The organism is Cupriavidus yeoncheonensis (assembly GCF_905397275.1).
GTDB classification, from domain to species: domain Bacteria; phylum Pseudomonadota; class Gammaproteobacteria; order Burkholderiales; family Burkholderiaceae; genus Cupriavidus; species Cupriavidus yeoncheonensis.
Genome location: NZ_CAJPUY010000001.1, coordinates 65,998 through 91,044, shown reverse-complemented (window position 1 = coordinate 91,044; position 25,047 = coordinate 65,998). Strand labels below are relative to the sequence as shown.

General features: G+C 67.0%; 16 protein-coding genes, 4 tRNA genes and 1 other RNA gene. 7 read left to right on the top strand and 14 right to left on the bottom strand.

Features of this window, described 5'->3' with window-relative positions; genetic code table 11:
• Positions 1-7: 7 nt before the first annotated feature.
• The 6 genes from KHO22_RS00405 to KHO22_RS00380 form a co-directional block, all read right to left on the bottom strand.
• On the bottom strand, positions 8-1,204 hold the full coding sequence (locus KHO22_RS00405) for a CaiB/BaiF CoA transferase family protein (protein ID WP_211945118.1): 1,197 nt from the start codon (positions 1,202-1,204) through the stop codon (positions 8-10).
• Between the two features lie 151 nt (positions 1,205-1,355).
• On the bottom strand, positions 1,356-2,261 hold the full coding sequence (locus KHO22_RS00400; RefSeq protein ID WP_211945117.1) for a LysR family transcriptional regulator: 906 nt from the start codon (positions 2,259-2,261) through the stop codon (positions 1,356-1,358).
• A 70-nt stretch (positions 2,262-2,331) separates the two neighbouring features.
• Positions 2,332-2,946 carry a recombination mediator RecR gene (recR, locus tag KHO22_RS00395; protein WP_211945116.1) on the bottom strand — a complete coding sequence of 205 codons (615 nt, stop codon included), beginning with the start codon at positions 2,944-2,946 and terminating at the stop codon, positions 2,332-2,334.
• A 61-nt stretch (positions 2,947-3,007) separates the two neighbouring features.
• Complete coding sequence (locus tag KHO22_RS00390; protein ID WP_211945115.1) at positions 3,008-3,334, bottom strand: YbaB/EbfC family nucleoid-associated protein; 327 nt, start codon at positions 3,332-3,334, stop codon at positions 3,008-3,010.
• 64 nt (positions 3,335-3,398) lie between these two features.
• On the bottom strand, positions 3,399-5,621 hold the full coding sequence (locus KHO22_RS00385; protein ID WP_211945114.1) for a DNA polymerase III subunit gamma/tau: 2,223 nt from the start codon (positions 5,619-5,621) through the stop codon (positions 3,399-3,401).
• Positions 5,622-5,720: 99 nt separating this feature from the next.
• Entirely contained in the window at positions 5,721-8,198 is a 2,478-nt protein-coding gene (locus KHO22_RS00380; protein ID WP_211945113.1) for an adenosylcobalamin-dependent ribonucleoside-diphosphate reductase, read from the bottom strand.
• Positions 8,199-8,329: 131 nt separating this feature from the next.
• Between KHO22_RS00380 and ffs the strand changes: the two genes are divergently transcribed.
• Positions 8,330-8,428: signal recognition particle sRNA small type (gene ffs / locus KHO22_RS00375), an RNA gene on the top strand.
• A gap of 611 nt (positions 8,429-9,039) precedes the next feature.
• Here the strand turns inward: ffs and KHO22_RS00370 are convergent.
• From KHO22_RS00370 to KHO22_RS00355, 4 genes are all read right to left on the bottom strand, one after another.
• A complete protein-coding gene (locus KHO22_RS00370) occupies positions 9,040-10,176 on the bottom strand; it encodes an IS110 family RNA-guided transposase (protein WP_211945112.1) in 1,137 nt (378 codons plus the stop codon).
• A gap of 72 nt (positions 10,177-10,248) precedes the next feature.
• Positions 10,249-13,848 carry a UvrD-helicase domain-containing protein gene (locus KHO22_RS00365; RefSeq protein WP_211945111.1) on the bottom strand — a complete coding sequence of 1,200 codons (3,600 nt, stop codon included), beginning with the start codon at positions 13,846-13,848 and terminating at the stop codon, positions 10,249-10,251.
• Positions 13,845-16,736 carry a PD-(D/E)XK nuclease family protein gene (locus KHO22_RS00360; protein ID WP_211945110.1) on the bottom strand — a complete coding sequence of 964 codons (2,892 nt, stop codon included), beginning with the start codon at positions 16,734-16,736 and terminating at the stop codon, positions 13,845-13,847. Before KHO22_RS00360 ends, KHO22_RS00365 begins: the two co-directional genes overlap by 4 nt.
• A gap of 165 nt (positions 16,737-16,901) precedes the next feature.
• Positions 16,902-17,177, bottom strand: coding sequence for a hypothetical protein (locus KHO22_RS00355; protein WP_211945109.1), 276 nt, complete (start codon positions 17,175-17,177; stop codon positions 16,902-16,904).
• 462 nt (positions 17,178-17,639) lie between these two features.
• On the opposite strand from KHO22_RS00355, the gene trxA reads away from it, so the two are divergent.
• The 6 genes from trxA (at position 17,640) to KHO22_RS00325 (ending at position 24,216) form a co-directional block, all read left to right on the top strand.
• Entirely contained in the window at positions 17,640-17,966 is a 327-nt protein-coding gene (gene trxA / locus KHO22_RS00350) for a thioredoxin TrxA (protein ID WP_010814265.1), read from the top strand.
• Between the two features lie 184 nt (positions 17,967-18,150).
• Positions 18,151-19,413: a transcription termination factor Rho gene (rho, locus tag KHO22_RS00345; protein ID WP_211945108.1), complete on the top strand. Its 1,263-nt coding sequence runs from the start codon at positions 18,151-18,153 to the stop codon at positions 19,411-19,413.
• 103 nt (positions 19,414-19,516) lie between these two features.
• Entirely contained in the window at positions 19,517-20,374 is an 858-nt protein-coding gene (locus KHO22_RS00340) for a M90 family metallopeptidase (protein WP_211945107.1), read from the top strand.
• A 174-nt stretch (positions 20,375-20,548) separates the two neighbouring features.
• Entirely contained in the window at positions 20,549-20,809 is a 261-nt protein-coding gene (locus KHO22_RS00335) for a type B 50S ribosomal protein L31 (RefSeq protein ID WP_211945106.1), read from the top strand.
• 183 nt (positions 20,810-20,992) lie between these two features.
• Entirely contained in the window at positions 20,993-22,774 is a 1,782-nt protein-coding gene (locus KHO22_RS00330) for an ArnT family glycosyltransferase (protein ID WP_211945105.1), read from the top strand.
• 89 nt (positions 22,775-22,863) lie between these two features.
• A complete protein-coding gene (locus KHO22_RS00325) occupies positions 22,864-24,216 on the top strand; it encodes an MATE family efflux transporter (protein ID WP_211945104.1) in 1,353 nt (450 codons plus the stop codon).
• A 118-nt stretch (positions 24,217-24,334) separates the two neighbouring features.
• On the opposite strand, the gene KHO22_RS00320 is transcribed toward KHO22_RS00325, so the two are convergent.
• The 4 genes from KHO22_RS00320 to KHO22_RS00305 all read right to left on the bottom strand — a co-directional run bounded on the left by KHO22_RS00320 (position 24,335) and on the right by KHO22_RS00305 (position 25,003).
• A tRNA-Asp gene (locus tag KHO22_RS00320) sits at positions 24,335-24,411 on the bottom strand.
• A gap of 67 nt (positions 24,412-24,478) precedes the next feature.
• Positions 24,479-24,554: transfer RNA gene (locus KHO22_RS00315), tRNA-Glu, on the bottom strand.
• Positions 24,555-24,661: 107 nt separating this feature from the next.
• A tRNA-Ala gene (locus KHO22_RS00310) sits at positions 24,662-24,737 on the bottom strand.
• 189 nt (positions 24,738-24,926) lie between these two features.
• A tRNA-Asp gene (locus KHO22_RS00305) sits at positions 24,927-25,003 on the bottom strand.
• Positions 25,004-25,047 lie beyond the last annotated feature (44 nt).

Below are 25,047 nucleotides of genomic sequence, written 5' to 3'. Positions count from 1 at the left end.
GCGGCGCTCATGCGATCACCTTGCGGGCACGCAGGTCGGCAATCGCCGCGGCGTCAAACCCGGCCTGGGCCAGCACGGCATCGGTATGCTCGCCCAGCGTCGGCGCGCGGTCATGGATACCGCCGGGACTGCCCGAGAGCTTCGGCACGATGCCAGGGACTTCCACGGTCAGGCCGCCGGCCGACGTGACCGACTCGATCACGCCGCGTGCACGGTAGTGCGGGTCTTCGGCGATGTCCTTCACGGTGTAGATGCGCCCCGATGGCACCTCGGCCTCGCGCAGCACGGCCAGCACCGGTTCCACGCCTTGCGTGCGGGTCCAGGCGGCAATGGCGGCGTCGATCTCCTCGACGCGCTTCACGCGGCCGTCGTTCTGCGCAAGCGCCGGATCCTCCGCCAGGTCGGCGCGGCCAATCGCGTGCATCAGGCGCTTGAAGATGGCATCGCCATTGGCCGCCACCAGCACGTATTCGCCGCTCGCGCAGGGATAGGCGTTCGATGGCGCAATGCCCGGCAGCGCGCCGCCCGCGGGCTGGCGCACCGCGCCGAATGCCGAGTACTCCGGCAGCAGGCTTTCGCTCAGGTTGAACAGCGACTCGTACAGCGCCACGTCGATGACCTGCCCTTCGCCGCCGCGCGCGTCGCGCTGGTAGAGCGCCAGCAGCACGCCCATCGCCCCGTGCAACCCGGCGATCGTATCGCCGAGCGACAGGCCCGCGCGCACCGGCGCACGCCCCGGCTCGCCGGTCAGGTGGCGCAGGCCGGCCATGGCCTCGGCCACGGCGGCAAAGCCGGGCTCATCCCTCTTGGGACCGGTCTGGCCATAGCCCGACACGCGCAGCATGATCAGGCGCGGATTGTCGGCATGCAGCACGTCCCAGCCCAGGCCCCACTTCTCCATGGTGCCGGGGCGGAAATTCTCGATCAGCACGTCGGCTTCGGCTGCCAGCTTGCGCACCAGCGCCTGGCCTTCCGGCTGGCGCAGGTCGATGCAGATCGACTCCTTGTTGCGCGATTGCGCCTCCCACCAGACCGAGGTGCCTTCATGCAGCATGCGCCATTTGCGCAGCGGGTCGCCCTGCCCGGGCGGTTCCACCTTGACCACGTGGGCACCGAAGTCGGCCAGGGTCTTGGCGGCGAAAGGACCGGCAATCAGTTGCCCGAGTTCGAGGACGCGGATGCCCTCAAGAATCTGTTGCGCCATGGATGTCTCCGTACCGTGCGGCCTGCCGGCGGTTGCGGCGGCCGCGATTGCGTTTCGACGGAGTGTGCATCAGCGGCCCGCTGGCCGGAATCGGCAATCGGTGAAGCGGGCTTTCTCGGAATGCGAAAGGCTCGAACAGCCAGGGGGGTGCTCAGAACGGCGCGCGATCGCCGCAAAGGTGCGTAATCAGCAACCGGGCCGAGACCGTCAGGCCGGCCGGGTCGCGCATGCCGATCAGCAGCGAGCGCTTGGCCCAGGCATCCTGCAGCGTCACCAGCGACAGCCCCATGGACTTCACATGCGGCTCGGCGGCGATGCGCGGCAACACGCCCACGCCCAGCCCGGCCATCACCATGCGGCACATGGCGTCGAAGCTGCGCACCTGGATGCGCAGCCGGAACGGGCGGTCCAGCCGGCTGCTTTCCTCGAGCAGGCGCGCGGCCAGCGAGGTCACCTGCGGCAGACTGACGAAGTCGTATTCGAGCGTATCGGCGTAGCGCACCGGCCCGCGCTCAGAAAGCGGGTGGCCGGGCGGCGTGACCATGACCAGCTCGTCCTGGCGGTACTCCACGGTCACCAGGCCCGCGCTCGGCGTACGGTCGGCAAAGATGCCGACGTCGGCGCGGTTCTCGACCAGCGCCGCGACAATGTCGCTGCTGTTCTGCTCTTCCAGCTCGATGCGGATGGTCGGGTGCAGTCGCATGAAGGACGCCAGGTCATCGGGCAGGAACTGCGTGATAGCCGAGGTGTTGGAGCAGACGCGCACCTGTCCGCGCACGCCGCTCGCATAGTCCGACATCACGCCGGCCATGCGCTCGACGTCCTGCAGGATGGTCAGCGCGTGGTGGAAGCAGGCCTGCCCGGCCTCGGTAAGCTGCACCCCTGCGGCGTGGCGGAAGAACAGCGGCGCGCCCACGGCCGCTTCCAGGTCCGAGATGCGCTTGCTGGCAGCGGCCACGGCCAGGTGCGACTGCCTGGCCCCCGCCGAAATGCTGCCCTGCCGGACCACGGCCACAAACAGGCCGAGCGTGACAAGATCGAAGCGGGCCAGGTTCATTGCGGGCGTTGCCGGTGTCGGTTGGCGGAAGAAAGTCCAGGTCGGGCCATGGTGCCGGATGCGCCAGGGCTCAGAGATTGCGCCGGTCCATCACCGCACGGGCAATGGTGCCGGCGTCGACGTACTCGAGTTCACCGCCCACCGGCACGCCGCGCGCCAGGCGCGACACCTTGAGCCCGCGTGCCTTGAGCATTTCGCCGATGTAGTGCGCCGTGGCTTCGCCTTCGCTGGTGAAGTTGGTGGCGACGATGACTTCGCTCACCGGACCGCCCATGTCCGGATCGGTGGCACGTGCCAGCAGGCGGTCCAGATGGATTTCCTTGGGGCCGATGCCGTCGAGCGGCGACAGCCGGCCCATCAGCACGAAATACTTGCCGCGATAGGTCAGGGTCTGCTCGATCATGATCTGGTCGGCGGGCGTTTCCACCACGCACAGGATCGAGCCGTCGCGCCGGTCATCCAGGCAGGTCTCGCAGATCTCCTGCTCGGTGAAGGTATTGCAGCGCGCGCAATGGCGGATGTGGTCCGCCGCGCCGCGCAAGGCGTCGCCAAGCTTGCGCGCGCCTTCGCGGTCGTGCTGCAGCAGGTGGTAGGCCATGCGCTGGGCGGACTTCGGCCCCACGCCGGGCAGCACCCGCAGCGCCTCGATCAGCGCCTGCAGCGAGGTCGGCGGCGCAGCCTTCACGGCCGCCCTCCCATCGTCGACATGGACCTTGCGCGCATCATGATCGTGCCGGTGGCGTGGCTCAGAACGGCAGCTTGAAGCCCGGCGGCAGCGGCAACCCCGAGGTCATCGAGCCCATCTTTTCCTGCGTGGTCGCCTCGGCCTTGCGCACGGCGTCGTTGAACGCGGCGGCCACCAGGTCTTCCAGCAGTTCCTTGTCGTCGGCCAGCAGGCTCGGATCGATGGTGACGCGCTTCACGTCGTTCTTGCAGGTCATGACCACCTTCACGAGGCCGGCGCCGGACTGGCCCTCGACCTCGATCAGGGCCAGTTGCTCCTGCATCTTCTTCATGTTTTCCTGCATTTGCTGGGCTTGCTTCATCAGCCCGGCCAGTTGACCCTTCATCATGATGGAATGCTCCTGGATTCGATAGTAAGCGGATGGAAGGCCGCGCCCCGCGCGGCCCGGAAAATCAGGCTACGCGCGGCTGGATCGAGCCCGGCACGATCTGCCCGCCGAAATCGCGCAGCAGGCCTTGCACGAACGGATCGGCCTCGATATTGGCCTCGGCCTCGCGCTGGCGCTCGGCGCGGGCCTGGGCATCGGCCGCGGCGGCCGTTTCGGAGACCGCGCCGATTTCGCACAGGACACGCACTTCCACGCCGAAATGGTCGGACAGCACCTGCTGCAGGCGCTCCGCGACACCATTCTCGCCGATGGCCGCGACCGGGATACGCAGGTGGAAGGTACGCCCCACCACCTGGGTCAGTTCGCTCTGGTACGCCAGCTGTTGCGCCAGGCCCTTGAGCGACAGACTGGCAGCCAGTGCAGGCCACGCGCCGGTGAATACCGGCGGCGTGCCGTCTTCCGCCGCGGCTGGCGGCCGCGGCGCGACCGCTGCAGCGACGGGCCGCGCGCGGGGCGCCTCGGGCGCGGGGGCATCGGGCGCATCGGGCGCATTGGGCTTTGACGCGCGCACGGGTGCCGCCGCCTTCGGCGGCAGGCTCGCGGGCTCGCTGTCATACGGACCAAAGACCGGCAGGTCGGGCGGCAGGTCTTCCCACGGCGGGATGTCGCTGCCACCGGACGCTTCCCACGGCGGCACGCTTTCCGGTTCCGGCGCGGGCCTGCGGGCCGGTGCCGGCGCTGCGGCCGGCGGCGCGGGCCTTGCGGCGGGCGCCGGAGCGGGACGTGATACCGCGGTGGGTGCCGGCGCGCGCAGCGGCTGGGCCGGCTGACGTGCAGCGCCACCTGTCGGCGTCGACACCGGCGCCGCGACCGGCGCACGGCCTGCACCGCCGCGCGCAGCGGACGCCTGGCGTGCTGCCGCCAGGGCCGCCCGGGCTGGCGACATCGGTGCGTCGCCGCTGGCTTCCGGCCTGGCCGGCGCCGCAACTGCCGGAGGCTGCGCCACTGGCGCGGCCGCTGGCGGCGCGGCGGCCACTACTGGCCGGGACACCGGTTGGGCGGCGACGACCGGCGCCGCAATCGGCGCCGCACCCGATGCAGCAACCTGCGCGGCAGCCGCTGTACGCACGCGCGGCGTGGCACCACCGCCCTGCCCCGGTGCCGTCGCAGGCAGGGGCTCCGCACTGGACGACGGGCGGAAGGCCAGCATGCGCAGCAGCGTCATGGTGAAGCCAGCGTACTCGTCGGGCGCCAGCGCCAGTTCGCTACGGCCAAGGTTGGCAATCTGGTAGAACAGCTGGACTTCCTGGGCATCGAACACGCCGGCCAGCCGGCGCACGTCGCCGGCTTCCGGCCACTCTTCCTGCACCGATGCCGGCACGGCCTGCGCCAGTGCGATCTTGTGCAGCAGGGAACCGAGATCCTGCAAGGCACCCGCGAACGAGAGGCTGCGGTCGGCCATGGCATCGGCGATACCGATCAGCGCTGCGCCGTCTTCGGCCGCCAGCGCATCGAGAAGCTGCACCAGGTAACCCTGGTCGATCGCGCCGAGCATGCCGCGCACGGCTTCCTCGGAAACCTGGCCGGCGCTGTAGGCAATGGCCTGGTCGGTCAGCGACAGCGCGTCGCGCATCGAGCCGTGGGCGGCCTGGGCCAGCAGCCGCAGCGCATTGCCGTCGTGGCCGATGCCTTCCTGCGCCAGGATATTGTCCAGGTGGGACACGATCTGTCCCGGCGGCATCTGCTTGAGGTTGAACTGCAGGCAGCGCGACAGCACCGTGACCGGGATCTTCTGCGGGTCGGTGGTGGCCAGGATGAACTTGACGTGGCCGGGCGGCTCCTCCAGCGTCTTCAGCATGGCGTTGAAGGCGTGGTTGGTCAGCATGTGCACTTCGTCGATCATGTAGACCTTGAAGCGCCCCGCCGTCGGCGCGTACACCGCCTTGTCCAGCAGCTGCGCCATTTCGTCGACGCCGCGGTTGGACGCCGCGTCCATCTCGATATAGTCGACGAAGCGGCCGCTGTCGATTTCCGTGCAGGCCTTGCACTGGCCGCATGGCTGCGCCGTGATGCCGCCGTTGCCGTCAGGGCCGGTACAGTTCAGGGCCTTGGCCAGGATCCGTGACAGCGTGGTCTTGCCGACGCCGCGCGTGCCGGTGAACAGGTAGGCGTGGTGCAGCCGTTGCTGTTCCAGCGCGTGCGTGAGCGCGCGGACCACGTGCTCCTGGCCGACCAGCGTGGTGAAATCCCTGGGGCGCCATTTGCGCGCTAGAACTTGATAACTCATGGCGGCGATTGTAGCAAAAGGCGGCGCCGCGCCGGCGGCCGCCGCGGCAACCCGCCCGCCCGCCAGGCCTGGCGCCGCCTGGGCTCGCGCGGGGCCCGCTCAGCCGCACTCCCCCACGTATCCGCAGTTGGCGCACTTGGCGCAGCCGTCCACCTTGTGCAGGGCGTGCGCGCCGCACTCCGGGCAAGGTTTTCCCGTACCGAGGGCCGGATTGACCGGCGCAGCGGCAGCGGCGCCCTGGCCGTTCTCCGCCGCGGCGGCCCCGCCCTCGCGCCGGGCCAGGCGCGCCGCCAGCCCGGCCACCGGCACCTGGCCACCTTCGGCGTCCAGGAAGCCGCGCTTGATCAGGATGCGCTGCAGCGCATACCCGATCGCCGCCACCTCCGAATCATGGAAGCGCGGCACCTCCGTGCCGTCCTGCCGGACCAGGGTGCCGTAGCGCACCGTGCCCTTGTCCCACACGACATTGCGCATGTCCGCGAGCGCCTTGGCCACCGAGCCGCCCGAGCGCGCCACCATCGACAGCAGGCGCATGGTGGATGTGATCCACTGCTGCCCCTCGCTGCGCTGGCCGGCCGGCATGAAGAACTCGATCGGCCGCTCGATCTCGACCGGCTTGCCATCCAGCACGCCACTGGCCCGCAGGAAGTTCACGGTCAGGTAGACGGTCTTGTGGCCCTCGTAGGTCATGTAGTCGAGCTTGGAGGTCACACCCTCCAGGTCACCGACCGGGCGGCTGCCGAACGGGCGAACCAGCGGATTGTCCGCCGCGGGCGCGGCGACCGGGGCCACCGGCGTGCCGACCGACAGCACGGCACCGAGCACGCTGTTGGGCCGGTACGTCGCCAGCCCCTTCAGCCCCGCCTTCCAGGCCTCGAAGTACAGGTTGCGGAACGCCTCGTACGGATAGTCCTCCGGCACATTGACGGTCTTGCTGATGCTGGTATCGATATAGGGCTGCACGGCCTGCAGCATGCGCATATGGTCCAGCGCCGACATCTGCAGCGCCGTCACAAACGCGTCGGGCAACTGCTCCATGTCCGCACCCGTGTGACGGTAGAGCCGCCATGCGTGGTCGGCCACCTCGTAGGCGCGGTAGCTGTTGTCCGGCATGCGCTTGCGGCGGTTGTAGGTCCACGAGAACGCCGGCTCGATGCCGTTCGACGCGTTGTCGGCGAACGCCAGCGTGATCGTCCCCGTCGGCGCGATCGACAGCAGGTGCGAGTTGCGCAGCCCGTTGCGCTCGATCGCCTCGCGCACGGGCCCGGGCAGCCGGCTTGCGAAGCCGCTCTGCAGGTAGGCCTCGGCATCGAACAACGGGAACGCGCCCTTCTCCGCAGCCAGCTCCGCCGATGCCAGGTAGGCTTCGTCGCGCATGCGCTCGGAGATGCGGGCGGCAAGCTCGCGCGCCGGCTCGCTGTCATAGCGCAGGCCGAGCATCACCAGCGCGCTGCCCAGGCCCAGGAAACCCAGGCCCACGCGGCGCTTGGCCTGCGCCTCGGCCCGCTGCTCGGGCAAGGGCCAGAACGTCGCGTCGAGCACGTTGTCCAGCATGCGCGTGGACACGCGGACGACCCCGGCAAAGGCATCGAAGTCAAACTCGCTTTCGGGCGTGAATGGCCTGCGCACGAAGCCCGTCAGGTTGATCGAGCCCAGGCAGCAGCAGCCGTACGACGGCAGCGGCTGTTCGGCGCACGGGTTGGTCGCCTCGATGGTCTCGCAGTAATAGAGATTGTTGTCGGCATTGATGCGCGACAGGAACAGGATGCCGGGCTCGGCGTGATCGTAGGTCGCGTGCATGACCTGGTCCCACAGCAGGCGCGCGGGCATGCGGCGGTAGACCCACTGGCCGTCATCGCGCCGGTAGGCGCCGCTGGCAATCAGGTCGACGCCGGGCTCGGCCTCGTGCACCAGCTCCACTTCCTGGTCGCCCTCGACCGCGCGCATGAATGCGTCGGTGACCCCGATCGAGATATTGAAGTTGCTGAGTTCGCCCTTGTCCTTGGCGTGGATGAAGCTCTCGATATCCGGATGGTCGCAGCGCAGCACGCCCATCTGCGCACCCCGGCGCGCGCCGGCAGACTCGACCGTCGCGCATGACGCGTCGAACACCTTCATGAAGGACACCGGCCCCGATGCGCGCGAATGCGTGGCGCGCACCAGCGCGCCGGCCGGGCGGATGGCCGAGAAGTCATAGCCGACGCCGCCGCCGCGCCGCATGGTTTCGGCAGCCTGCGCGACCGCCGTGTAGATACTGGGCCGGCCATCGCGCGGCTCCGACACCGAATCCCCCACGGGCTGCACGAAGCAGTTGATCAGCGTGGCCTGGATGCCGGTGCCCGCGGCGGAATTGATCCGCCCGGCCGGCACGAAGCCGTTCTCCTGCGCCCACAGGAAACGCGCCGCCCAGGCTTCGCGCTGGTCTTCGGCCTCCACCTGCGCCAGTGCGCGCGCCACGCGCTCGCGCACGTCCGTGACGCTCTGCTCTTCGCCCTTGGCGTATTTCTCCAGCAGGACTTCGGTCGAGATTTCCTGCGGCGCCAGCGCGCCGCGGAGGATCTGGTCGTTTGCGTTCATGTCTTGGCTCACCATTCGTGTCCGGATTGGGCAGCCGGTATGCTCCGGCCACGGCGGGCGACATCGCCTGCGCAAGATCAATCGGATGCAATTTCGACGCAGTGCGCCACTCTGGGTTACAATGGCGACCGGACGGGCCTCCTCGCATGGTGGCGCGGTCAACCTGGTCAGGTCGGGAACGAAGCAGCCATAGCCGTTTTCCACCAGTGCCGAGGGCCAGGCTCGTCCACCTCATTCCTTCCCGCGTTACCTCCGTTACCTCCCGCTGTACCGCCCACTTTACCGCCCGCCATCCGTCTGGAACTTGCGGGCCGTCCGGCAAAAATCCCCTAAGCATTCCCAGGCTTTTCCGGCACCTCGTCGCGCCGGACCGCGCCGCGCATTCCGTCACTTTAGTACAGCAAGCCTCCGGGCGCCGCCTCCTGCATTCTGCGCCGATTCGGGCGAGACAGCAGGACGCGGCCCGTCCGGCATTCAGAACAATGAGCCCTTCTATGAGGGTGAGGGTGTCAACCCCCTCCAATATTGGATTTCAGCATCGAGGATGTCTGACGCGATACTCTCTCCTTGCAAGCCATTTCTTTTCGGTGACGGAAACTGAAGCGGCGTGAAATCGAGGTCGGGGGTTCGGGTCAATGCCGGGCTTGCTGCCCCGGGCTACCTTCTATCCGTGCCCGGCGAGGCCGGGCACCACATACCACATACGCAAAGCGCTGGAACTACCCTGTTACCCGCGCGCCCCATCTGCACGGACGGCTACCCGAGGGGGGTAGCCCGGCTCATTGTCGGGCGCGCTGACCTGCTTTCGTTACCGCTTCACTTTTCCACGTTTAGATCTGCATCACGTCGCTACTGGTTTAAGGTTTGCGCCAGTGGGAATCTCGCCGTCCTCGAGATAGCGCCACAGGGCAATGGCTAATCGCCGGGCAAGTGCGACAATGCCGACGCGACGCGTGCGCTTGCTGCCTGGCGCGAAGCGCGCATTGAACCATTGCGTGAGCTGACTGGTTGGCTGGTGGCGTAGCCAGCCCCATGCCAGTTCAATCATCAACGAGCGCGCTCGTTTGTTGCCCGCCTTACTGATGCCTTGTTCGACCTCACTTTCACCACTGCTATAGGGGGTCGGTGCCAGTCCCAGGCAACCTGCGACTTCGCGCCGATTGTGAAAACGGCGCCAGCCAAACAGTTCCTTAACCAGAAGCCAAGAGCTGCCCACGCCGATCCCGCTGAGCCGGGCGAGCAAGGCGATGGCTGGCTGCGTGCCAGCCTTCACGGCCTTGCACTGCTGGGCTTCGATGGTCTTGATCTGCGCTTTGACCAGCGCCAGTCGCATGACTTCACGTTCGACCTCGGCACCCAAGCCAGCAGGCAGTTGCGAGCCATGAGCGTTCCACCATTGCTTCCACGAGCGGTCACCAATGTGGGCGACCCGCAGATTGTGCAATACCAGCAGCGAGCGAACACGGTTGCTGTGGGCGGTGCGTTCCTGTTTGAGTCGGCCGAGCTCGCGGTGCAAACGCCGCTCATCTTCCTGCTCTTCAGTTGGTACCCGTGCGACTGCCCACACCCGCCGCTCGCCGGCGTGGTAGCGCATCAACATCGACAGTAGCTTGTCACAATCGAGGCGGTCGCTCTTGGCGTGCCTTGCGCGGCGGTTGACTTCGATACTGGCCGAATCCACCACGAGGTTATGGATTCCTTGCTCGGCCAACCAGCGATGCAGCCAGAAGCCGTCGCGCCCAGCTTCGTAGCAACTGCGCACCGGAGCTTGCGGCGGCAGAGCGAAGCGTGCCTTGGCTTTGGCGATGGCTTGCAGGACTGCATTCAGATCGCTAGCTGCCAGCGTATGCCGGCTCGGTCCATGCACGCCGTCCCCCAGCGACAGCTTCCAGCTCTTGTCGCCCAGTTCGAAGGCTATGTACAGCCAGCCGGTGATCGGCGTATTCTGCCCATGAAGGGCTGTGTCAGGCGCGTCCATTTGCGTGCTCCTTTTCGGAAAACGAGACTCCGAATCCTCGTTTTACTCCAGGGGGCTTGCCTCCGCAGCCCTTCATAGTATCTGCACCGGTTCCACAGCCGGCGCCGACAGCGCCCCGACCGGAATCCACTCGCCGTCCGACGTGGCCACGCCGGCCTCCACCCGCTTGCCGGGGAACATCGGCGCCACCGCAGCCACATAGCGCATGAGCTGGGCACGATAGCTTGCATGTTCCTGGGGCAGCAGGCGCAGCTTGTAGTCGATGACGACGACCCGGTCGTCGAACTCCACCAGGCGGTCGATACGCAGCAGCCGGCCCCGTGCGTCATAGAGTTCGACCTCATTGCGCGCGGACATCGCATCAAAGGGCTGCAACAGCGGCGACAGCGCCGGGGCCGAGAGCATCGCCTGCACTGCGCCGACCGCCTCTTCCACCTGAGTCTGCCAGGCTTGCCGCGCGCCTGGCGAGCCGGCGCCCGCCAGCGGGAACCAGCGCAGCACGGTCGACACGTCCGGCACGGCATCGAACGCATCGGGATAGCGCGTGATCCGCTCCAGCAGCGCATGGATCAGTTCGCCATGGCGCGCCGCGGCGGCATTGAAGACGATGCCTTCGGATTCATCCCCGGACGCTTCAAGCAGCGGCTCGCCCATGTCGCCGGGATCGTCGGCAAACGCCATCACATCCGCCGCATCCGCCGCATCGCGGTAGCGCAGCCGGAAATCCGTGAAACGCACGGGCTCGCTCAGGCGCGATGCCGCGGGCAGCTTGTCCGCCAGCGTGGGCGGACGCTCTGCCACGGCGTCGGCCACGCCGACCGCCTGCAGGCGCACATACCAGCTGCCCGCGATCTCGCTGTCCGCTTCGGATTCGGCGTTGCGGCTCGCCCGGCCCCTGACGCCGCTGACCAGCAAGCCCTGTTGCGCACGCGTCATCGCTACGTACAGCAGGTTCCAGTTCTCGCGCTCGCCCAGCGCGGCTTCGGCCTCGAACAGCGGCGCGCGGGCCAGCCCGCGCTCGCTGCGCTTGCCATAGGCGGAGAAATGCCGCGGCACGCGCGACTCCGGCGACCAGTCGATCAGGATCCCGCCACGGTCCGGCGCCGGATCGCTGTGGTTCGCATCCAGCAGCACGACGAACGGCGCCTCCAGCCCCTTGGCCGCGTGGACGGTCAGGATATGCACGGCATCCAGCCCCGCTTGCGCAGGGTCCTCGTCAGCGGGTTCCGTGTCCTCTGCCATGCCACCCTCGTCTGGGCTTTCCTGTTCGTCGCCACGCCGGATTTCCTGCAGTTCGTCGATGAACTTCGGCAGGCTGGGATAGCGGCCGCCGTCAAGGTCCAGCGACAGTTTCAGGAACGCGTCGAGATTGGCCAGCACCTGCTCGCGGATATCCGGCGGCGCGGCTTCGGCGTAGCGCCGCCGCACTTCGCCGCCGTGGAAGATCTGGTCAATCAGGTCATGCACGGGCTGGTGCGGCGCCAGCCGCAACCAGTGCCGCAGCCGTGCCACGCCTTCGCGGACGGCGTCGGAACATGGTTGCGGCACGCCGCCCGCCTCGATGCGCGCCCACCAGCCGCCCTTGCCCTCTGCCTGCGACAGCGCCATCAGGTCGTCGTCGGTGGCGCCCACCAGCGGGCTCTTGAGCACGTGGGCCAGGTCCAGGTCGGATTCAGGCGTCATCAGGAACGCCAGCAAGGCAGACAGGTCCAGCGCCTCGAGCGTGGCCAGCAGGCCACCGCGGCGCGGGCTCAGGCACGGGATGCCGGCCTCGCGCAGGGCACGCTCGTAGTCGGCCAGATGGGTCTTGCGCCGCACCAGCAGGTGCATATCGCTCCAGCGCGCCGGCCTCTGCTCGCCGCCCTCATGAACCGGGACCGTGTCGTGGATATGGCGCAGCCATGCCGCCACGCGCCGCCCCTCTTCCAGGCGCAGCGAGTCGCCTTCCTGACGCCGCGGCTGCAGCAGCGTGTCGCGATGGCCGGTTTCGGGTGCCGCGTCCGAAGGCATGCCAGGCTCTTCGGCCGGCGCATCGGCTGATCCGCTGTCCTCGGGCTCCACCAGCGGCAGCAGCCAGACCGGGCCGCCCCCCTCCGGCAGCGCGGTGGTCTGCGTTTCGTAGAGCGGATAGCGGCCTTCGCCTCGCGCGGCATCGAACACGGCGTTGACCCACGCCAGCACTTCCGTGCGGTTGCGGCGGGTGCGGTTGGTGCGCAGCACCGTGGCCTCGAACTCCGCCTGCAGCATGGCACTCGCGGCGCCGAACAGGCGTGCGTCGGCGCGGCGGAAGCGGTAGATGGACTGCTTGGGATCGCCGACCAGGAACACGGTCGGGCGTTCGCCAAGGCCCCCGTAACCGGCCAGCCAGCCTTGCAGGATGCGCCACTGGAGCGGGTTGGTGTCCTGGAATTCGTCGAGCAGCAGGTGGCGGTAGCGCGCGTCGAGGCGCACCTGCAGATAGGTGGCGGTTTCCTCCTCGGCCATCAGGCAGGCGGCCTGCCACTCCAGGTCGGCGAAGTCCATCGCGCGCTGCTCGCTCTTGTACTGCTGGTATCGCTCCAGCAGTGCGCCGCCGAGGCGGTAGAGCGCCAGATTGACGGCGAGCACCGCGGCCTCGCAGCGGCGGGCACTGATCTCATCGAGCATCGCGCACAGCTCGCCGTGCTGCGCCAGCAGCGCATCCGCCTGCGCTTCCCCGCCGGCCGACTTGACCAGCGCGCTGGTCCGGCGCAGCGACCGCGGACTGCCCGCCGCGGTGAAGAATGCCGTGCGCAGCAGCGCGAACGCGTGCTCGGCCGGCTTGCCGGCGGCCGCCCCGTCTTCGCGCCAGGCGCCGATGGCAATCAGCGCGTCCTGGATGCGGCCCGCATGCGTTTGTTCGGTCTTGCCGCCGGCACCGAGCCGCGATGCCAGCGACTGGCACATCTCGAGCCACGCTTCATCACTCAGCACCGGCACCAGCACGTCGCCCTGCGCATCTTCGCCAAGGCAATCGGCCAGCGCCTGGGCCGGGTCACCGCCTTCTCGCATGGCCCACCACTCGCTGCGTGCGTGGAACATGGCGTCGAGCAGGCCACGCGCCGGGAACTCGCCGACGGCATCGACCAGCGTCTCGTACGCCTGCCGCAGCTCCGCATAGCGCGGCGCCGCCAGCGAGCGCCAGACCGGCGCCCACGCTTCGCGCTTCATGCGCAGAGAGTCCTCACGCAAGGACGCGCCCGGCACGACACCGGACGCAAGCGGCGCGCCGCGCAGCAGCGTGCCGAACCAGCCGTGAAACGTGTCGATGGCCATGCGGCCGGGCGCCGCCAGCACCTGTGCATGCAGGCGCCGCGCGCGCGGCAGCGCTTCGCGCGCAGCCTGCGGCGTCATGCCGCGCATGACCAGCGCCTCGACCACCGCCTCATCGCTGTCACGCGCCATCTGCGCGAGCACTTCCAGCAAGCGCTCGCGCATTTCCTCGGCTGCCTTGCGCGTGAACGTGATGGCAAGAACTTCGTGCGGAGCGGCGCCGGCCAGCAGCAGGCGCACCAGGCGCGCCACCAGCAGCCAGGTCTTGCCGCTGCCGGCGCAGGCCTCGACCACCACGGAGCTGGCGGGATCGCAGGCGGCGCGTGTGAAATCGGCCTCGCTCACGGGCTGGCCGTCGCGCAGGTAGGCGTGGACTGTCATGATGTCAGCACCGGCACGGCGGTGGATTCCCAGAAACCCTTGCGGCACAGGCCGCGGGCACTGCAATAGGTACAGGCCGACGCGTCGCCGAACGCCGGCAGCCGTGCGCCTTCGCGCAGGCGCATGACGTCGTCGCGCATCTGCCGCTCCAGCCAGGCCACCGCAGCGTCGAAATCAGGCAGGTCGACTTCGCGTTGCGGGGCGGCGGCGCCTTCGCGCGCACCCTCCAGCGCCACCCAGCTCCCGCCGACCGCGTCGGCACGCAGCAGGCCATAGAACGGCAACTGGCAATCCTCCTCGACCTCGCTGGTCTTGCGCTTGAGGCGCGTGGCGCTCTGCGTCTTGTAGTCGAGCACGGCATGCGCGCCATCGGGCCCCTGGTCGAGCCGGTCGATGCGGCCGCTCAGCCGGATCGGCTTGCCGTCGGGCATGGGCAGATCCACGCCGGCGTCGACCTCCCCGCCGCGCCAGAACCATCCCTGCGCTTCGCGCTCGGTCTGCCAGGACACATAGGACGGCAGCACTTCGCACCAGCGTCGGTAGTAGCCGATCGCGTTGCCGTCCTCGGCCATCAGCGCGCCGAAGACGTCGTCCGAGATTTCGCGCAGCCGCTCGAGCCGCGCCGCTTCCGGCACCACGTCGCCGCGTTCGCGCCGCGCCAGCAGTTCGCGGTGGTAGCGCAACAGCACACGGTGCAGCAACTCGCCGATGTCGCGCTTCTCCAGGTCGTCGCTGACGACTTCGAGCCCTGCCAGCCCCAGCATGCGGCCTGCAAAGAACTGGTAGGGGCAGCGACGCAGCATGTTGTAGGCCTGCGCGCTCCAGCGGGCCGGCACCAGCTCCGGTGCCGCCGGCGCGGGCATGCCGCGGGTATCGGCGAACGTCTGGTGGATGAGCGGTGTCATGCTCGCTTCGATCATCACGCCCGCACGCGCGCAGCACGCGGACAGGCGCTCGATCCAGCCGGACACGTGCTTGGGCTCGCCGCGCCCGCCCAGGCGCTGCCAGGTCAGCACCACGTCGTCGTTGTTCAGCAGGACTTCCGCCAGGTCGCGGGCCTGCTGCGCAAAACGGGCTTCGCGGTCTTCCAGTTCCAGTTCGCGGCGCATCTGGTTGGAGAAGAACATCAGCTCCGCGGCGCTCGACGGCAGTTGTGCGTCGTCGCACCCCACCACCACGACCCCTTCGAACCGCCGCATGCGCGCGCCGTTCAGCGGCAGGATGGTGATCCGCGCCGCGCTGCTGGCCGATGGCTCCTTGTACGCCACCGACTCCAGCAACGCCGATAGCATCGAGCGGAATTCCGCCTGGGACAGCGTGGCGTGCGAACCGGTTTCGTCCGAGGGCAGCTCCTGCAGCCGCGCCAGCGCGTCAAGCATCTGACGGCCCGCCTCGTCCGCGGCAAGCGCGGCGCGCATGCCGAGCGCGTCGAGCGTTCCGTCCAGGCAGCCCAGCCACACCGACAGCGGATGCTGCGCAATGCCGCGCGGCCAGCGCCCGGCCTCATCGGCGAGCACAAGGAGCAGGTTACCCGCGCTGCGACGCACCGCTTGCGCACGCTCGACATCCGCATCTTCGGCTTCCGCCGACCCGGAAGGCAGGCCCCCCGACAGGTGGCGCAGCCGGTCCCATCCGCCGCTGATACTGTCGCGCCGGACCTGACGCTCGATCAGCGCGATGGCGGCGCCGCGGTCCAGGAATCCTGGCAAGCAGAACGGACTCTTCAGCAAATCGAGCAGCGCGGCGGTGTCGCCGTCGCGCACCAGCAGGTCGAACCAGCGCATCAGTGCCGCGGCCGCGCGCGTGGTGGAGAGCTTCCAGCCCGTTTCATCGCGCACGGGCGCACCGGCGCGCGCGAGCAACGCCCGCACGCGCCTTGCCACGACGCGATCGTGCGCGACCAGCGCGATATTGCGGCGTCCCGCATTGAGCCATTGCACGAGCTGATCGGCCGCGGCGGCCGCTTCATCCTCGAAACGGGCGGCGCCGATGACGCGGATCGATGGCCGCGCTTCCGGCAGCACTGGCAGGGCCTGCGCGAATGGCGGCGTATCGTCGTCGGTAGCGATACGCGCCTCGGGCCACAGGGCTACCATCGTTTCGTACCATCCGGCGGCTTCGTTGTCTTCGGCTTCGTTATCTTCGGCCTCGGTGGCGCCGGACCAGTCGTAGCCCACCGCAAGCACCGGCACCAGCTCGGCGGCATCGCTCAGGAACGCTGTCTCGATGGGCGTCGGCGGTGTCGGGGCGATCCACACGACCGGCCCGCAGAGTTGCTGGGCGAGCTGCCGCAACGCGCGCCGGCGCGATGGCATCGGATCGTCCGGACCGGACAGTGCCTGCCAGAACGCCAGCACGATGCGTGCCTCCTCGCCGAGCAGCCGCTCGCTCAGATGCGCATAGGTGCGTTCCAGCGCGCCCTGCAGCAGCGATGCGCGATCCGTGCCGTCCATGGCTTCGCCGTCGCTGACGGCGACGTCCTCGAGCCAGCGCGTATTGAGTTCGTCGCAGATCGACAGCAGCGTCTGCGCCAGGCCCCACGCCGCGGATTCCGTCTGCGCGCCGAACGAGCGCCTCAGCCAGTCCTGCCCGCGCACGGCCTGCTGCACGGCCAGCAGGCGCGCGGCGTGGCTGCGCACCGGCGTGCCATCGGGCGGCAGGTCGAGCAGCCAGTGGCCGAGCGTCACGACGCGCGGCAGCAGCCGCGGCCGGCCGGCCGCGCGCGCCACGGCATCGAGGGCCATGCGCACGCCGGGAATCTGGGCCGCGGTTGGGACGACCACGTGCGCGGCGGCTTCCGGCACGCCGCAGTGGTCAAGGAAATGCCAGGCAGCCGCAGCCGCCTGGTCGAGGAAATCCGGGCCTGGACGAAAGCGGAGTGGCGTCATTGGCGCGCGCGCCGCGGGTTACGCGGACTGCGGGAGGCAAAGGGTGGAAACAATGGGCGGAAACAACGGCAATTGCGGGAACAACGAAGGCCCGCTTCCCGCGCGCTGCGGCACGCAGCGCGCGGTTCGGGCACGAACGGCGGATGCGGGGGACTCCGCGCCGGATCAGTCCGAACCACCCTCCAGCCGCGCCCGGATCTCGCGCGCGGTTTCGAGCAGGCCTTCGTAGCCCGAGCGCGCGTGCTCAGGCAAGTCCGGGTCGCCAACCAGCGTGCCCAGGGTCTCGATGATGCTGTACACCAGCCCCTTGGCCGCGCCGCTGGCAATACTTTCAGTCTCGACCGCGCTGCTGATGTGATCCAGCGCGTCGCTCAGGTGTTCCACATCCGGAGACGTCGGCTCGGCGTCGGGCTGCGTAGGCTTGCGGGAATCGGGAGTCATGTCGATGGCCTTGTCAATGGCGCATGGCGCGCAGGAAGTGCTGCCCCTCTATGCTGCCCTTCTATTCTACGCGTCCGGCGGGCGCATCCGGCACACGTGCGGTCAAATCCGGGCCGCATGGCAATGCCGCTGAAGTGCTGCTTGTCCCACATAGTCCGATTGCCAGAATCTCTTGGCGCCATTGAAACAACCATTCATGCGCCCGGGAAATCCAAGGCAGAATATCTGCACCGCCGGCGATTATCCGGACCGCCCAATGGGTCGCCGAACGGGCCGTTTTGGGGGGCGTCTTGAAAATCCGCAAACTGGTAACATATCGACCAAACCGGGGCGCGATAGCGGCCGCCGCGGCGAATCTTCCGCCAGGTGCCGTCAGGCGAATCCGGGGATTCTCGTGTAAGGTAGCAGTTCGGCCATTCCCAGCCATTGACATAAACTGAGCGAAACCAGAGGTTTTCCGCCATGAGTGAACAAATCAAGTATGTGAGCGACGCCTCGTTCGACGCCGACGTCCTCCAGTCCGACAAGCCTGTCCTGCTCGACTTCTGGGCGGAATGGTGCGGCCCTTGCAAGATGATCGCCCCGATCCTGGACGAAGTGGCCAAGGACTACGGCGACAAGCTGCAGATCGCCAAGATCAACGTCGATGAGAACCAGCAAGTGCCGGCCAAGTTCGGCATCCGCGGCATCCCGACGCTGATCCTGTTCAAGAATGGTGCAGTCGCGGCCCAGAAGGTCGGCGCGCTGTCCAAGTCGCAGCTCACGGCGTTCCTCGACGGCAACCTGTAAGCGCTTGCCTGCCGGAGCCCTGGCACGGGCTCCGGGTTTCCCACAATCCGATGTGCGTGCGCCACGCCCTGGCGCGCCGGTCGGATTGTGCTAAGATGCCACCAACAACTTCCCCGAGCGTTCGCTCATTTCTTTCCCCCTTCCTCTAGGTCTCGCCCGTCCGGGCCTTCTGTACCCCTTGTCTATGCACCTGACAGAACTCAAATCGCTTCACGTGTCTGCGCTTCTCGAAATGGCGGCAACGCTCGAGATCGACAACGCACAACGGATGCGCAAACAGGAACTGATGTTTGCGATCCTGAAGAAGCGCGCCAAGATGGGCGAAACCATCTACGGAGACGGCACCCTGGAAGTTCTGCCGGATGGCTTCGGTTTCCTGCGCTCGCCGGAAACCTCGTACCTGGCCAGCACGGATGACATCTACATCAGCCCGTCGCAGATCCGCCGCTTCAACCTGCATACCGGTGATTCGATCGAAGGCGAAGTGCGCACGCCCAAGGACGGCGAACGCTACTTTGCGCTGGTCAAGGTCGACAAGGTCAACGGCCAGGCGCCCGAGGCGGTGAAGAACCGCATCATGTTCGAGAACCTGACGCCGCTGCATCCGAACCGGCCGCTCCAGCTCGAACGCGACATCAAGGCCGAAGAGAACATCACCGGCCGCATCATCGACATGATCGCGCCGATCGGCCGCGGCCAGCGCGCGCTGCTGGTGGCCTCGCCGAAATCCGGCAAGACCGTGATGCTGCAGCATATCGCGCATGCGATTGCCAACAATCATCCGGAAGCCGACTTGTTCGTGCTGCTGATCGACGAACGCCCGGAAGAAGTGACCGAGATGATGCGCTCGGTGCGCGGCGAAGTGGTCGCGTCAACCTTCGACGAACCGGCCATCCGCCACGTGCAGGTCGCCGAAATGGTGATCGAGAAGGCCAAGCGCCTGGTCGAACTGAAGCGCGACGTGGTAATCCTGCTGGATTCGATTACCCGCCTGGCACGCGCCTACAACACCGTGGTGCCGGCTTCGGGCAAGGTGCTGACCGGTGGTGTGGATGCCAACGCGCTGCAACGTCCGAAGCGCTTCTTCGGCGCCGCACGTAATCTGGAAGAAGGCGGTTCGCTGACCATCATCGCCACGGCGCTGATCGAAACCGGCAGCCGCATGGACGACGTGATCTACGAAGAATTCAAGGGCACCGGCAACATGGAAGTGCACCTGGAGCGCCGCCTTGCCGAAAAGCGCGTCTATCCGTCGATCAACCTGAACAAATCGGGCACGCGTCGCGAGGAACTGCTGATCAAGCCGGACATCCTCCAGAAGATCTGGATCCTGCGCAAGTTCATCTCAGACATGGACGAAGTGCAGGCCATGGAATTCATCATGGACAAGATGAAGGCGACGAAGAACAACGCAGAGTTTTTCGATATGATGCGCAGAGGCGGCTAAGCCTCCGGCATCTTCGCCCAGCGAACAAAAGGCGTGCCGTGGCACGCCTTTTTGCTTTGTCGCATTGCCAGGGCCGGCCCCGGCTTTCAGCCCCCAACGCATCATGCTCGGCAAACTGACCCAATTCCTGCGCACCCGCTCGAAAGCCCGCAAGCTCGAGCACTACGCCATCCCCGATGCGCTGTGGGAACGCACCGTGTCGGCACTGCCATTCGTGCAGCGCTACGCCGAGGACGACCGGCGCGCGCTGCGCGAACTGGCCACGCTCTTCATCGCCGAGAAGGAATACTCCACCGCGCATGATCTGCCGCTGACCGACGACATGGTGGTCAGCGTCGCGGTACAGGCCTGCGTGCCCATCCTGCGGCTTGGCATCGAGTGGTATCGCGGCTGGCACGGCATCGTGCTGTACCCCGGCGAATTCGTCATCCGGCGTACGGTGCAGGACGAAATCGGGCTGGTGCATGGCGTCGTCGAGGAGGCCAGCGGAGAAGCCTGGGAACATGGCCCGGTCATCCTGTCCTGGCCCGATGTCGAGATGCCGGGCGGCGGCCTCGATACCAGGCACGATGTACCGGCCGACACTTACAACGTGGTGGTCCATGAATTTGCCCACAAGCTGGACATGCTCGACGGCGAACCCGACGGCGTTCCGCCCTTCTCCCGGCTGCTGCACCCCGGCGTCGACGCCGAGGCCTGGGCCGAGACCTTCCTGACCGAGTACGACCGCTTCGCCGAAATCTGGGACCGGCATCCTGCCGAAGCCTGGGAACACCCGGAGCGGCTGCCACCGGCCTTGCGCGTGATTGACCCTTATGGCTGCGAGGCGCCGAGCGAATTCTTTGCAGTGACGGCCGAAGCATTTTTTGTGGAACCGACGGGCCTGAAACGTCACTGGCCCGTGGTGTATCAATGCCTGGCAACATTCTTCCTGCAGGACCCGGCCGGCACGTCGGCGTAAGCCGTCAAATCCGCCGTTCGCCGGTCCCGCGGGAATTGCGGCCGCGCTTCCCCAAGCCATTGTTTTTCTGCCATAATCCCGGTTTGCCCGTAATCGGCAAGTGGTTCGTCTCGCGCCGCGGCAATGTGCCGGCAGCGCGCAACGGACTGGCTACCCAACCAGAAAGGAATCACCATGAAAGAAGGCATCCACCCGAATTACCGCGAAGTCGTGTTCCAGGACATGTCGAGCGACTTCAGCTTCATCACGCGTTCGACCATCCAGACCAGGGACACGGTCGTGAAGGACGGCAAGGAATACCCGCTGGCCAAGATCGAAGTCTCGTCGGAATCGCACCCGTTCTACACCGGCACCCAGAAGATCATGGACACCGCCGGCCGCGTCGAGAAGTTCCGCCAGAAGTTCGGCAGCAAGCTGGGCAAGGCTGCGAAGTAATCGCTCCTGCGAACACCCGTTTGCGTGGCGCCAGCGGACAGATGTTCCGGCGCCGTGCAGACCCGCAAAGAGGCAGCAGCGGCTGCCTCTTTGCATTTGTGCCCTCCTTACCGTTCCGGCCCTGGGCGCCGCCACTCGCTTGCGGCAGCCGGGCCGGTACCGCGCTGCTGACCCGATCCGCCGATGCGTGAAGCCAAGACTTCCCCCGTTCAGTTGACCGCCGCCGCAACGGGCGCGTTGCCGCGCGCCCTGCTGCTGGCGATCTGCATCATCTACGGGCTGACCGGCCTGTTCCACCGCGATCCGTGGAAGAACGAGGATGCCGCCGGTTTCGGCGTGATGTGGCAACTGGCGACCGGTGGCGTGCATGACTGGCTGATGCCCAACATCGCCGGGCGCCCGTTCACCGACGATGGTCCGCTGGTCTTCTGGATCGGCGCGACCATGATTCGCCTGTTCGGAAATTGGCTTGGCGCTCCCGATGCATCGCGCCTGGCCACGGCGCTGTGCTTCTTCGGCACCTGCGCCTTCATCTGGTACACCACCTACCTGCTCGGACGCCGTGACGAGGTCCAGCCGTTTGCCTACGCCTTTGGCGGCCAGCCCAGCGCGCGCGACTATGGCCGCACGCTGGCTGACGGCGCCCTGCTTGTGTTCCTGGCCTGCGTGGGGCTGGCCGTCCGGGGCCACGAAACGACCGCGCAGGTCGGCCAGGTTGCGCTGATCGCCATGATCCTGTACGGGCTGGTGCGCAGCCTCGACAAGCCCGTGCACGGCAGCCTGGTGTTCGGGCTCGGCCTGGGTGCGCTGACCCTGGCCAGCGGGCCGATCCTGCCACTTGCCTTACTGGTTGCCGCCGCGATCTGCGCCGCCGTCTGCGCCCCGATGCCCGGCCGACGCCTGGCGGCTATCGGCGTGCCGCTGGCGCTGCTGATCGTCGCGGCGTGGCTGGCCGCCGCATATTTCAGCACGGCGGACCGGCAGGAGGCCGTGACCTTCATCCGCGAATGGGCCCGCTATGACCGCCGCAGCTACGGCGCGCCGAACATGCAGACGTTCGGCTTCAACATGCGCAACCTGTTCCTGTACGCGTGGCCGGTCTGGCCGATCGCGGCCTGGGCCTGGGTTGCGTGGGCCGGCATGCGCCGCGCCCCGCATGTCGCGCTTCCCCTTGCGCTGCTGCTGCCGACACTGGTGCTGCTGTTCCTGCAGACCAATGCCAGCGATGCGCAGTTCATCCTGCTGCTGCCGCCGATGGCAATCCTTGGCGCGTTCGCGTTGCCTACGCTCGCGCGCGGCGTGATCAATGCGATCGACTGGTTCGCCCTGCTGTTCTTCACCATCTTCGGCAGCACGGTGTGGTTTCTGTGGGTCGCCAAGACCACGGGATGGCCGCCGCGCATCGCGGGCAACGTCTTCCGGCAGTTGCCCGGCTACCAGCACCACTTCAGACTCTCCTCGGTCATCTTCGCATTGCTGGTAACGGTGGCCTGGGTGCTGGTCGTACGCTGGCGGCTGTCGCGGGCGCCCAAGCAGATCTGGCGCCCGGTGGTGATCTCCGCCGCCGGCACCACGCTGATGTGGGTGATGGCCATGACGCTGTGGCTGCCGTCGATCAACTACGGCAAGACCTACCGCGACGTGGTCGAGGCTGCCGCCATGGCGCTGCCGCCTGCGTACCAGTGCGTGCAACCGATTCGCATGGGCAATGCCCAGCTGGCGTCATTCGCCTACTTTGGCCATTTCCGCTTCGGCGGTCCCGAAGACGATTGCGACATCCTGCTGCGGCACGATGGCGCTGACTACGGCGATCCGAGCAAGATCTCCCATTTCGAATGGCGGCTGATCTGGGAAGGCCGCCGGCCCGCCGACCGGGACGAGCGTTTCCGCATGTATCGCCTGGTCGATACCTCGCGCGCCACGCACGCACGACCCGAACTGCCCCGGCACCGCCTGCCCCAGTAATCCTCAACCGTCCTGCCGGCGGCATGGCTGGCGGCCGCGCCGCCGCCGGCTGACTCTCTGGCGCATGGAAGCGCCTGCGCGAAACCGGCATGAACCTGCTTCACGATCTGCGGCGTATCGCCCATCTTGCCGCGCCAGTACTGGTCGGCCAGCTCGCCGTCATCGCCTTCGGCGTCATGGATACGATCATGGCCGGGCGCGCCTCGGCAGGCGACCTTGCCGCAGTTGGCCTCGGCGGTTCGATCTACGTGACGGTCTATATCAGCCTGATGGGCGTGCTGCAGGCACTCGCACCGGTCGCAGGCCAGCTCTACGGCGCAGGACGCAGCGAACAGATCGGCAGCGAAGTCAGGCAAGCTGCCTGGCTCGGGCTGGCGCTGTCCGTTCCCGGCGTGATGCTGCTCATGTTTCCGGAGCCGCTGCTCGCCTTTGCCAAGGCGCCGCCCGAACTGGTCGACAAGGCCAGCCAGTATCTGCACATTGGCGCATTCGGCCTGCCCGCGGCGCTGGGTTTTCGCATCTATTCCGCGCTCAATAACGCGCTGTCGCGCCCGGTCATGGTGACGGTGCTGCAGATCGTCGGCCTGGGCATGAAGGTGCCGCTCAACGCGTGGTTCATCCACGGGGGGCTTGGCATGCCCGCCATGGGCGGACCTGGCTGCGCGCTGGCGTCGACACTGATCAGCTGGGGCTGGTGCGTTGCCGGCCTGCTGATCCTTTGCCATAGCGCGATCTATCATCCCCTGAAGATCTTCTCCGCCTGGAGCTGGCCGGTGCCGGCTCAGTTGAGGGCATTGCTGCGCCTGGGCGTACCGATGGGGCTCACTTACCTGATCGAGATCACCTCCTTCACGCTGATGTCGATCTTCATCACGCGCATGGGCACGGTCACCCTTGCCGGGCACCAGATCATTGCCAACCTCGGCGCGGTGGCCTACATGCTGCCGCTGTCGCTGGCCATTGCCACGTCGACGCTGGTGGCACAGTCGATCGGCGCGCGAGACATGGCAGGCGCCAGCCGGCTTGCATGGCGCGGCATCTGCCTGGCAGCCTCCCTGGCCTTGCTGACGGGTTGCATGCTGTGGCTGCTGAGGGGGCCCGTGCTGCACGCCTACACCAAGGATGCCGCTGTCGTGGCCGCCGCGTTGCCGCTGGTATTGTTCATCGCCTTCTACCAGGCCTTTGATGCCGTCCAGATCATGACAGCCTTTATCCTGCGCGCCTACAAGATCGCGTTGATCCCGACGCTGATCTACGCCGGTTCGCTATGGGGCATTGGCATTGGCGGGGGCTATGTACTGGGTTTCGGCCTGATCGAGGCGCTGCCCGCATTCACGCGCGGCGCCTCCGGTTTCTGGATCGCCAACAGCGTGAGCCTGGCCATCGCCGGCTTCCTGCTGGTGCGTTACTTCATGCGCATCAGCGCTGCGCAAGGGCAGTGACGCGCGTGCACCTGCCTGGGTCCGTGTGGACCGGGCAGGTGCAACGCAGCAGCATTGAGGTTTGACCTGAAGTGCAAAAGAAAAAACCCACATGGCATGAACCATGTGGGTTTAGTTTTGGCGGAGTGGACGGGACTCGAACCCGCGACCCCCGGCGTGACAGGCCGGTATTCTAACCGACTGAACTACCACTCCTTAGTCGGCTGCCACATTGAGCTTCGCTCGATGCAGCAATTCAGGCATTTGATTACGCCCGATGTTATGGCGTCCCCTAGGGGATTCGAACCCCTGTACTCACCGTGAAAGGGTGATGTCCTAGGCCTCTAGACGAAGGGGACAGAAACTTGTCTTTCAACACGTTCCGTCTCGCGTTGAGCAGTCCGTTATTCTAACAAACTTTTCTTCGCTTTGGAAGCATCTTTTAACTACGATGCATCCCGAATCCTGGTGGAGCTAAGCGGGATCGAACCGCTGACCTCTTGCATGCCATGCAAGCGCTCTCCCAGCTGAGCTATAGCCCCATATTACTGCATTTACTACGGCACTACTTATTTACCGCCTCCGCATTACTGAAAATGCTTCGGCGAGTGAAAGGATTATATACAGCCTTGATATAAACCGCAACAGTTATTTACTGCCGCGTTGATTATCAGATAATCCTCTCACTTATAAGAAAAAACCCACATGGTATTAACCATGTGGGTTTAGTTTGGCGGAGTGGACGGGGCTCGAACCCGCGACCCCCGGCGTGACAGGCCGGTATTCTAACCAACTGAACTACCACTCCGTAATCCGTCGCCACATCGAGCTTCGCTCGCCGCGGCAATTCAG

What these genes read in the sequence shown, in the direction of transcription:
- KHO22_RS00335 (WP_211945106.1), top strand. Translation starts at nt 20,549, where the DNA reads ATGAAAGAAGGCATCCACCCGAATTACCGCGAAGTCGTGTTCCAGGAC.
- KHO22_RS00325 (WP_211945104.1), top strand. Translation starts at nt 22,864, where the DNA reads ATGAACCTGCTTCACGATCTGCGGCGTATCGCCCATCTTGCCGCGCCA.
- KHO22_RS00390 (WP_211945115.1), bottom strand. Translation starts at nt 3,334, where the DNA reads ATGATGAAGGGTCAACTGGCCGGGCTGATGAAGCAAGCCCAGCAAATG.
- KHO22_RS00360 (WP_211945110.1), bottom strand. Translation starts at nt 16,736, where the DNA reads ATGACGCCACTCCGCTTTCGTCCAGGCCCGGATTTCCTCGACCAGGCG.
- KHO22_RS00330 (WP_211945105.1), top strand. Translation starts at nt 20,993, where the DNA reads ATGCGTGAAGCCAAGACTTCCCCCGTTCAGTTGACCGCCGCCGCAACG.
- KHO22_RS00340 (WP_211945107.1), top strand. Translation starts at nt 19,517, where the DNA reads ATGCTCGGCAAACTGACCCAATTCCTGCGCACCCGCTCGAAAGCCCGC.
- trxA (WP_010814265.1), top strand. Translation starts at nt 17,640, where the DNA reads ATGAGTGAACAAATCAAGTATGTGAGCGACGCCTCGTTCGACGCCGAC.
- KHO22_RS00400 (WP_211945117.1), bottom strand. Translation starts at nt 2,261, where the DNA reads ATGAACCTGGCCCGCTTCGATCTTGTCACGCTCGGCCTGTTTGTGGCC.
- KHO22_RS00365 (WP_211945111.1), bottom strand. Translation starts at nt 13,848, where the DNA reads ATGACAGTCCACGCCTACCTGCGCGACGGCCAGCCCGTGAGCGAGGCC.
- KHO22_RS00380 (WP_211945113.1), bottom strand. Translation starts at nt 8,198, where the DNA reads ATGAACGCAAACGACCAGATCCTCCGCGGCGCGCTGGCGCCGCAGGAA.
- KHO22_RS00405 (WP_211945118.1), bottom strand. Translation starts at nt 1,204, where the DNA reads ATGGCGCAACAGATTCTTGAGGGCATCCGCGTCCTCGAACTCGGGCAA.
- KHO22_RS00370 (WP_211945112.1), bottom strand. Translation starts at nt 10,176, where the DNA reads ATGGACGCGCCTGACACAGCCCTTCATGGGCAGAATACGCCGATCACC.
- rho (WP_211945108.1), top strand. Translation starts at nt 18,151, where the DNA reads ATGCACCTGACAGAACTCAAATCGCTTCACGTGTCTGCGCTTCTCGAA.
- KHO22_RS00355 (WP_211945109.1), bottom strand. Translation starts at nt 17,177, where the DNA reads ATGACTCCCGATTCCCGCAAGCCTACGCAGCCCGACGCCGAGCCGACG.
- KHO22_RS00385 (WP_211945114.1), bottom strand. Translation starts at nt 5,621, where the DNA reads ATGAGTTATCAAGTTCTAGCGCGCAAATGGCGCCCCAGGGATTTCACC.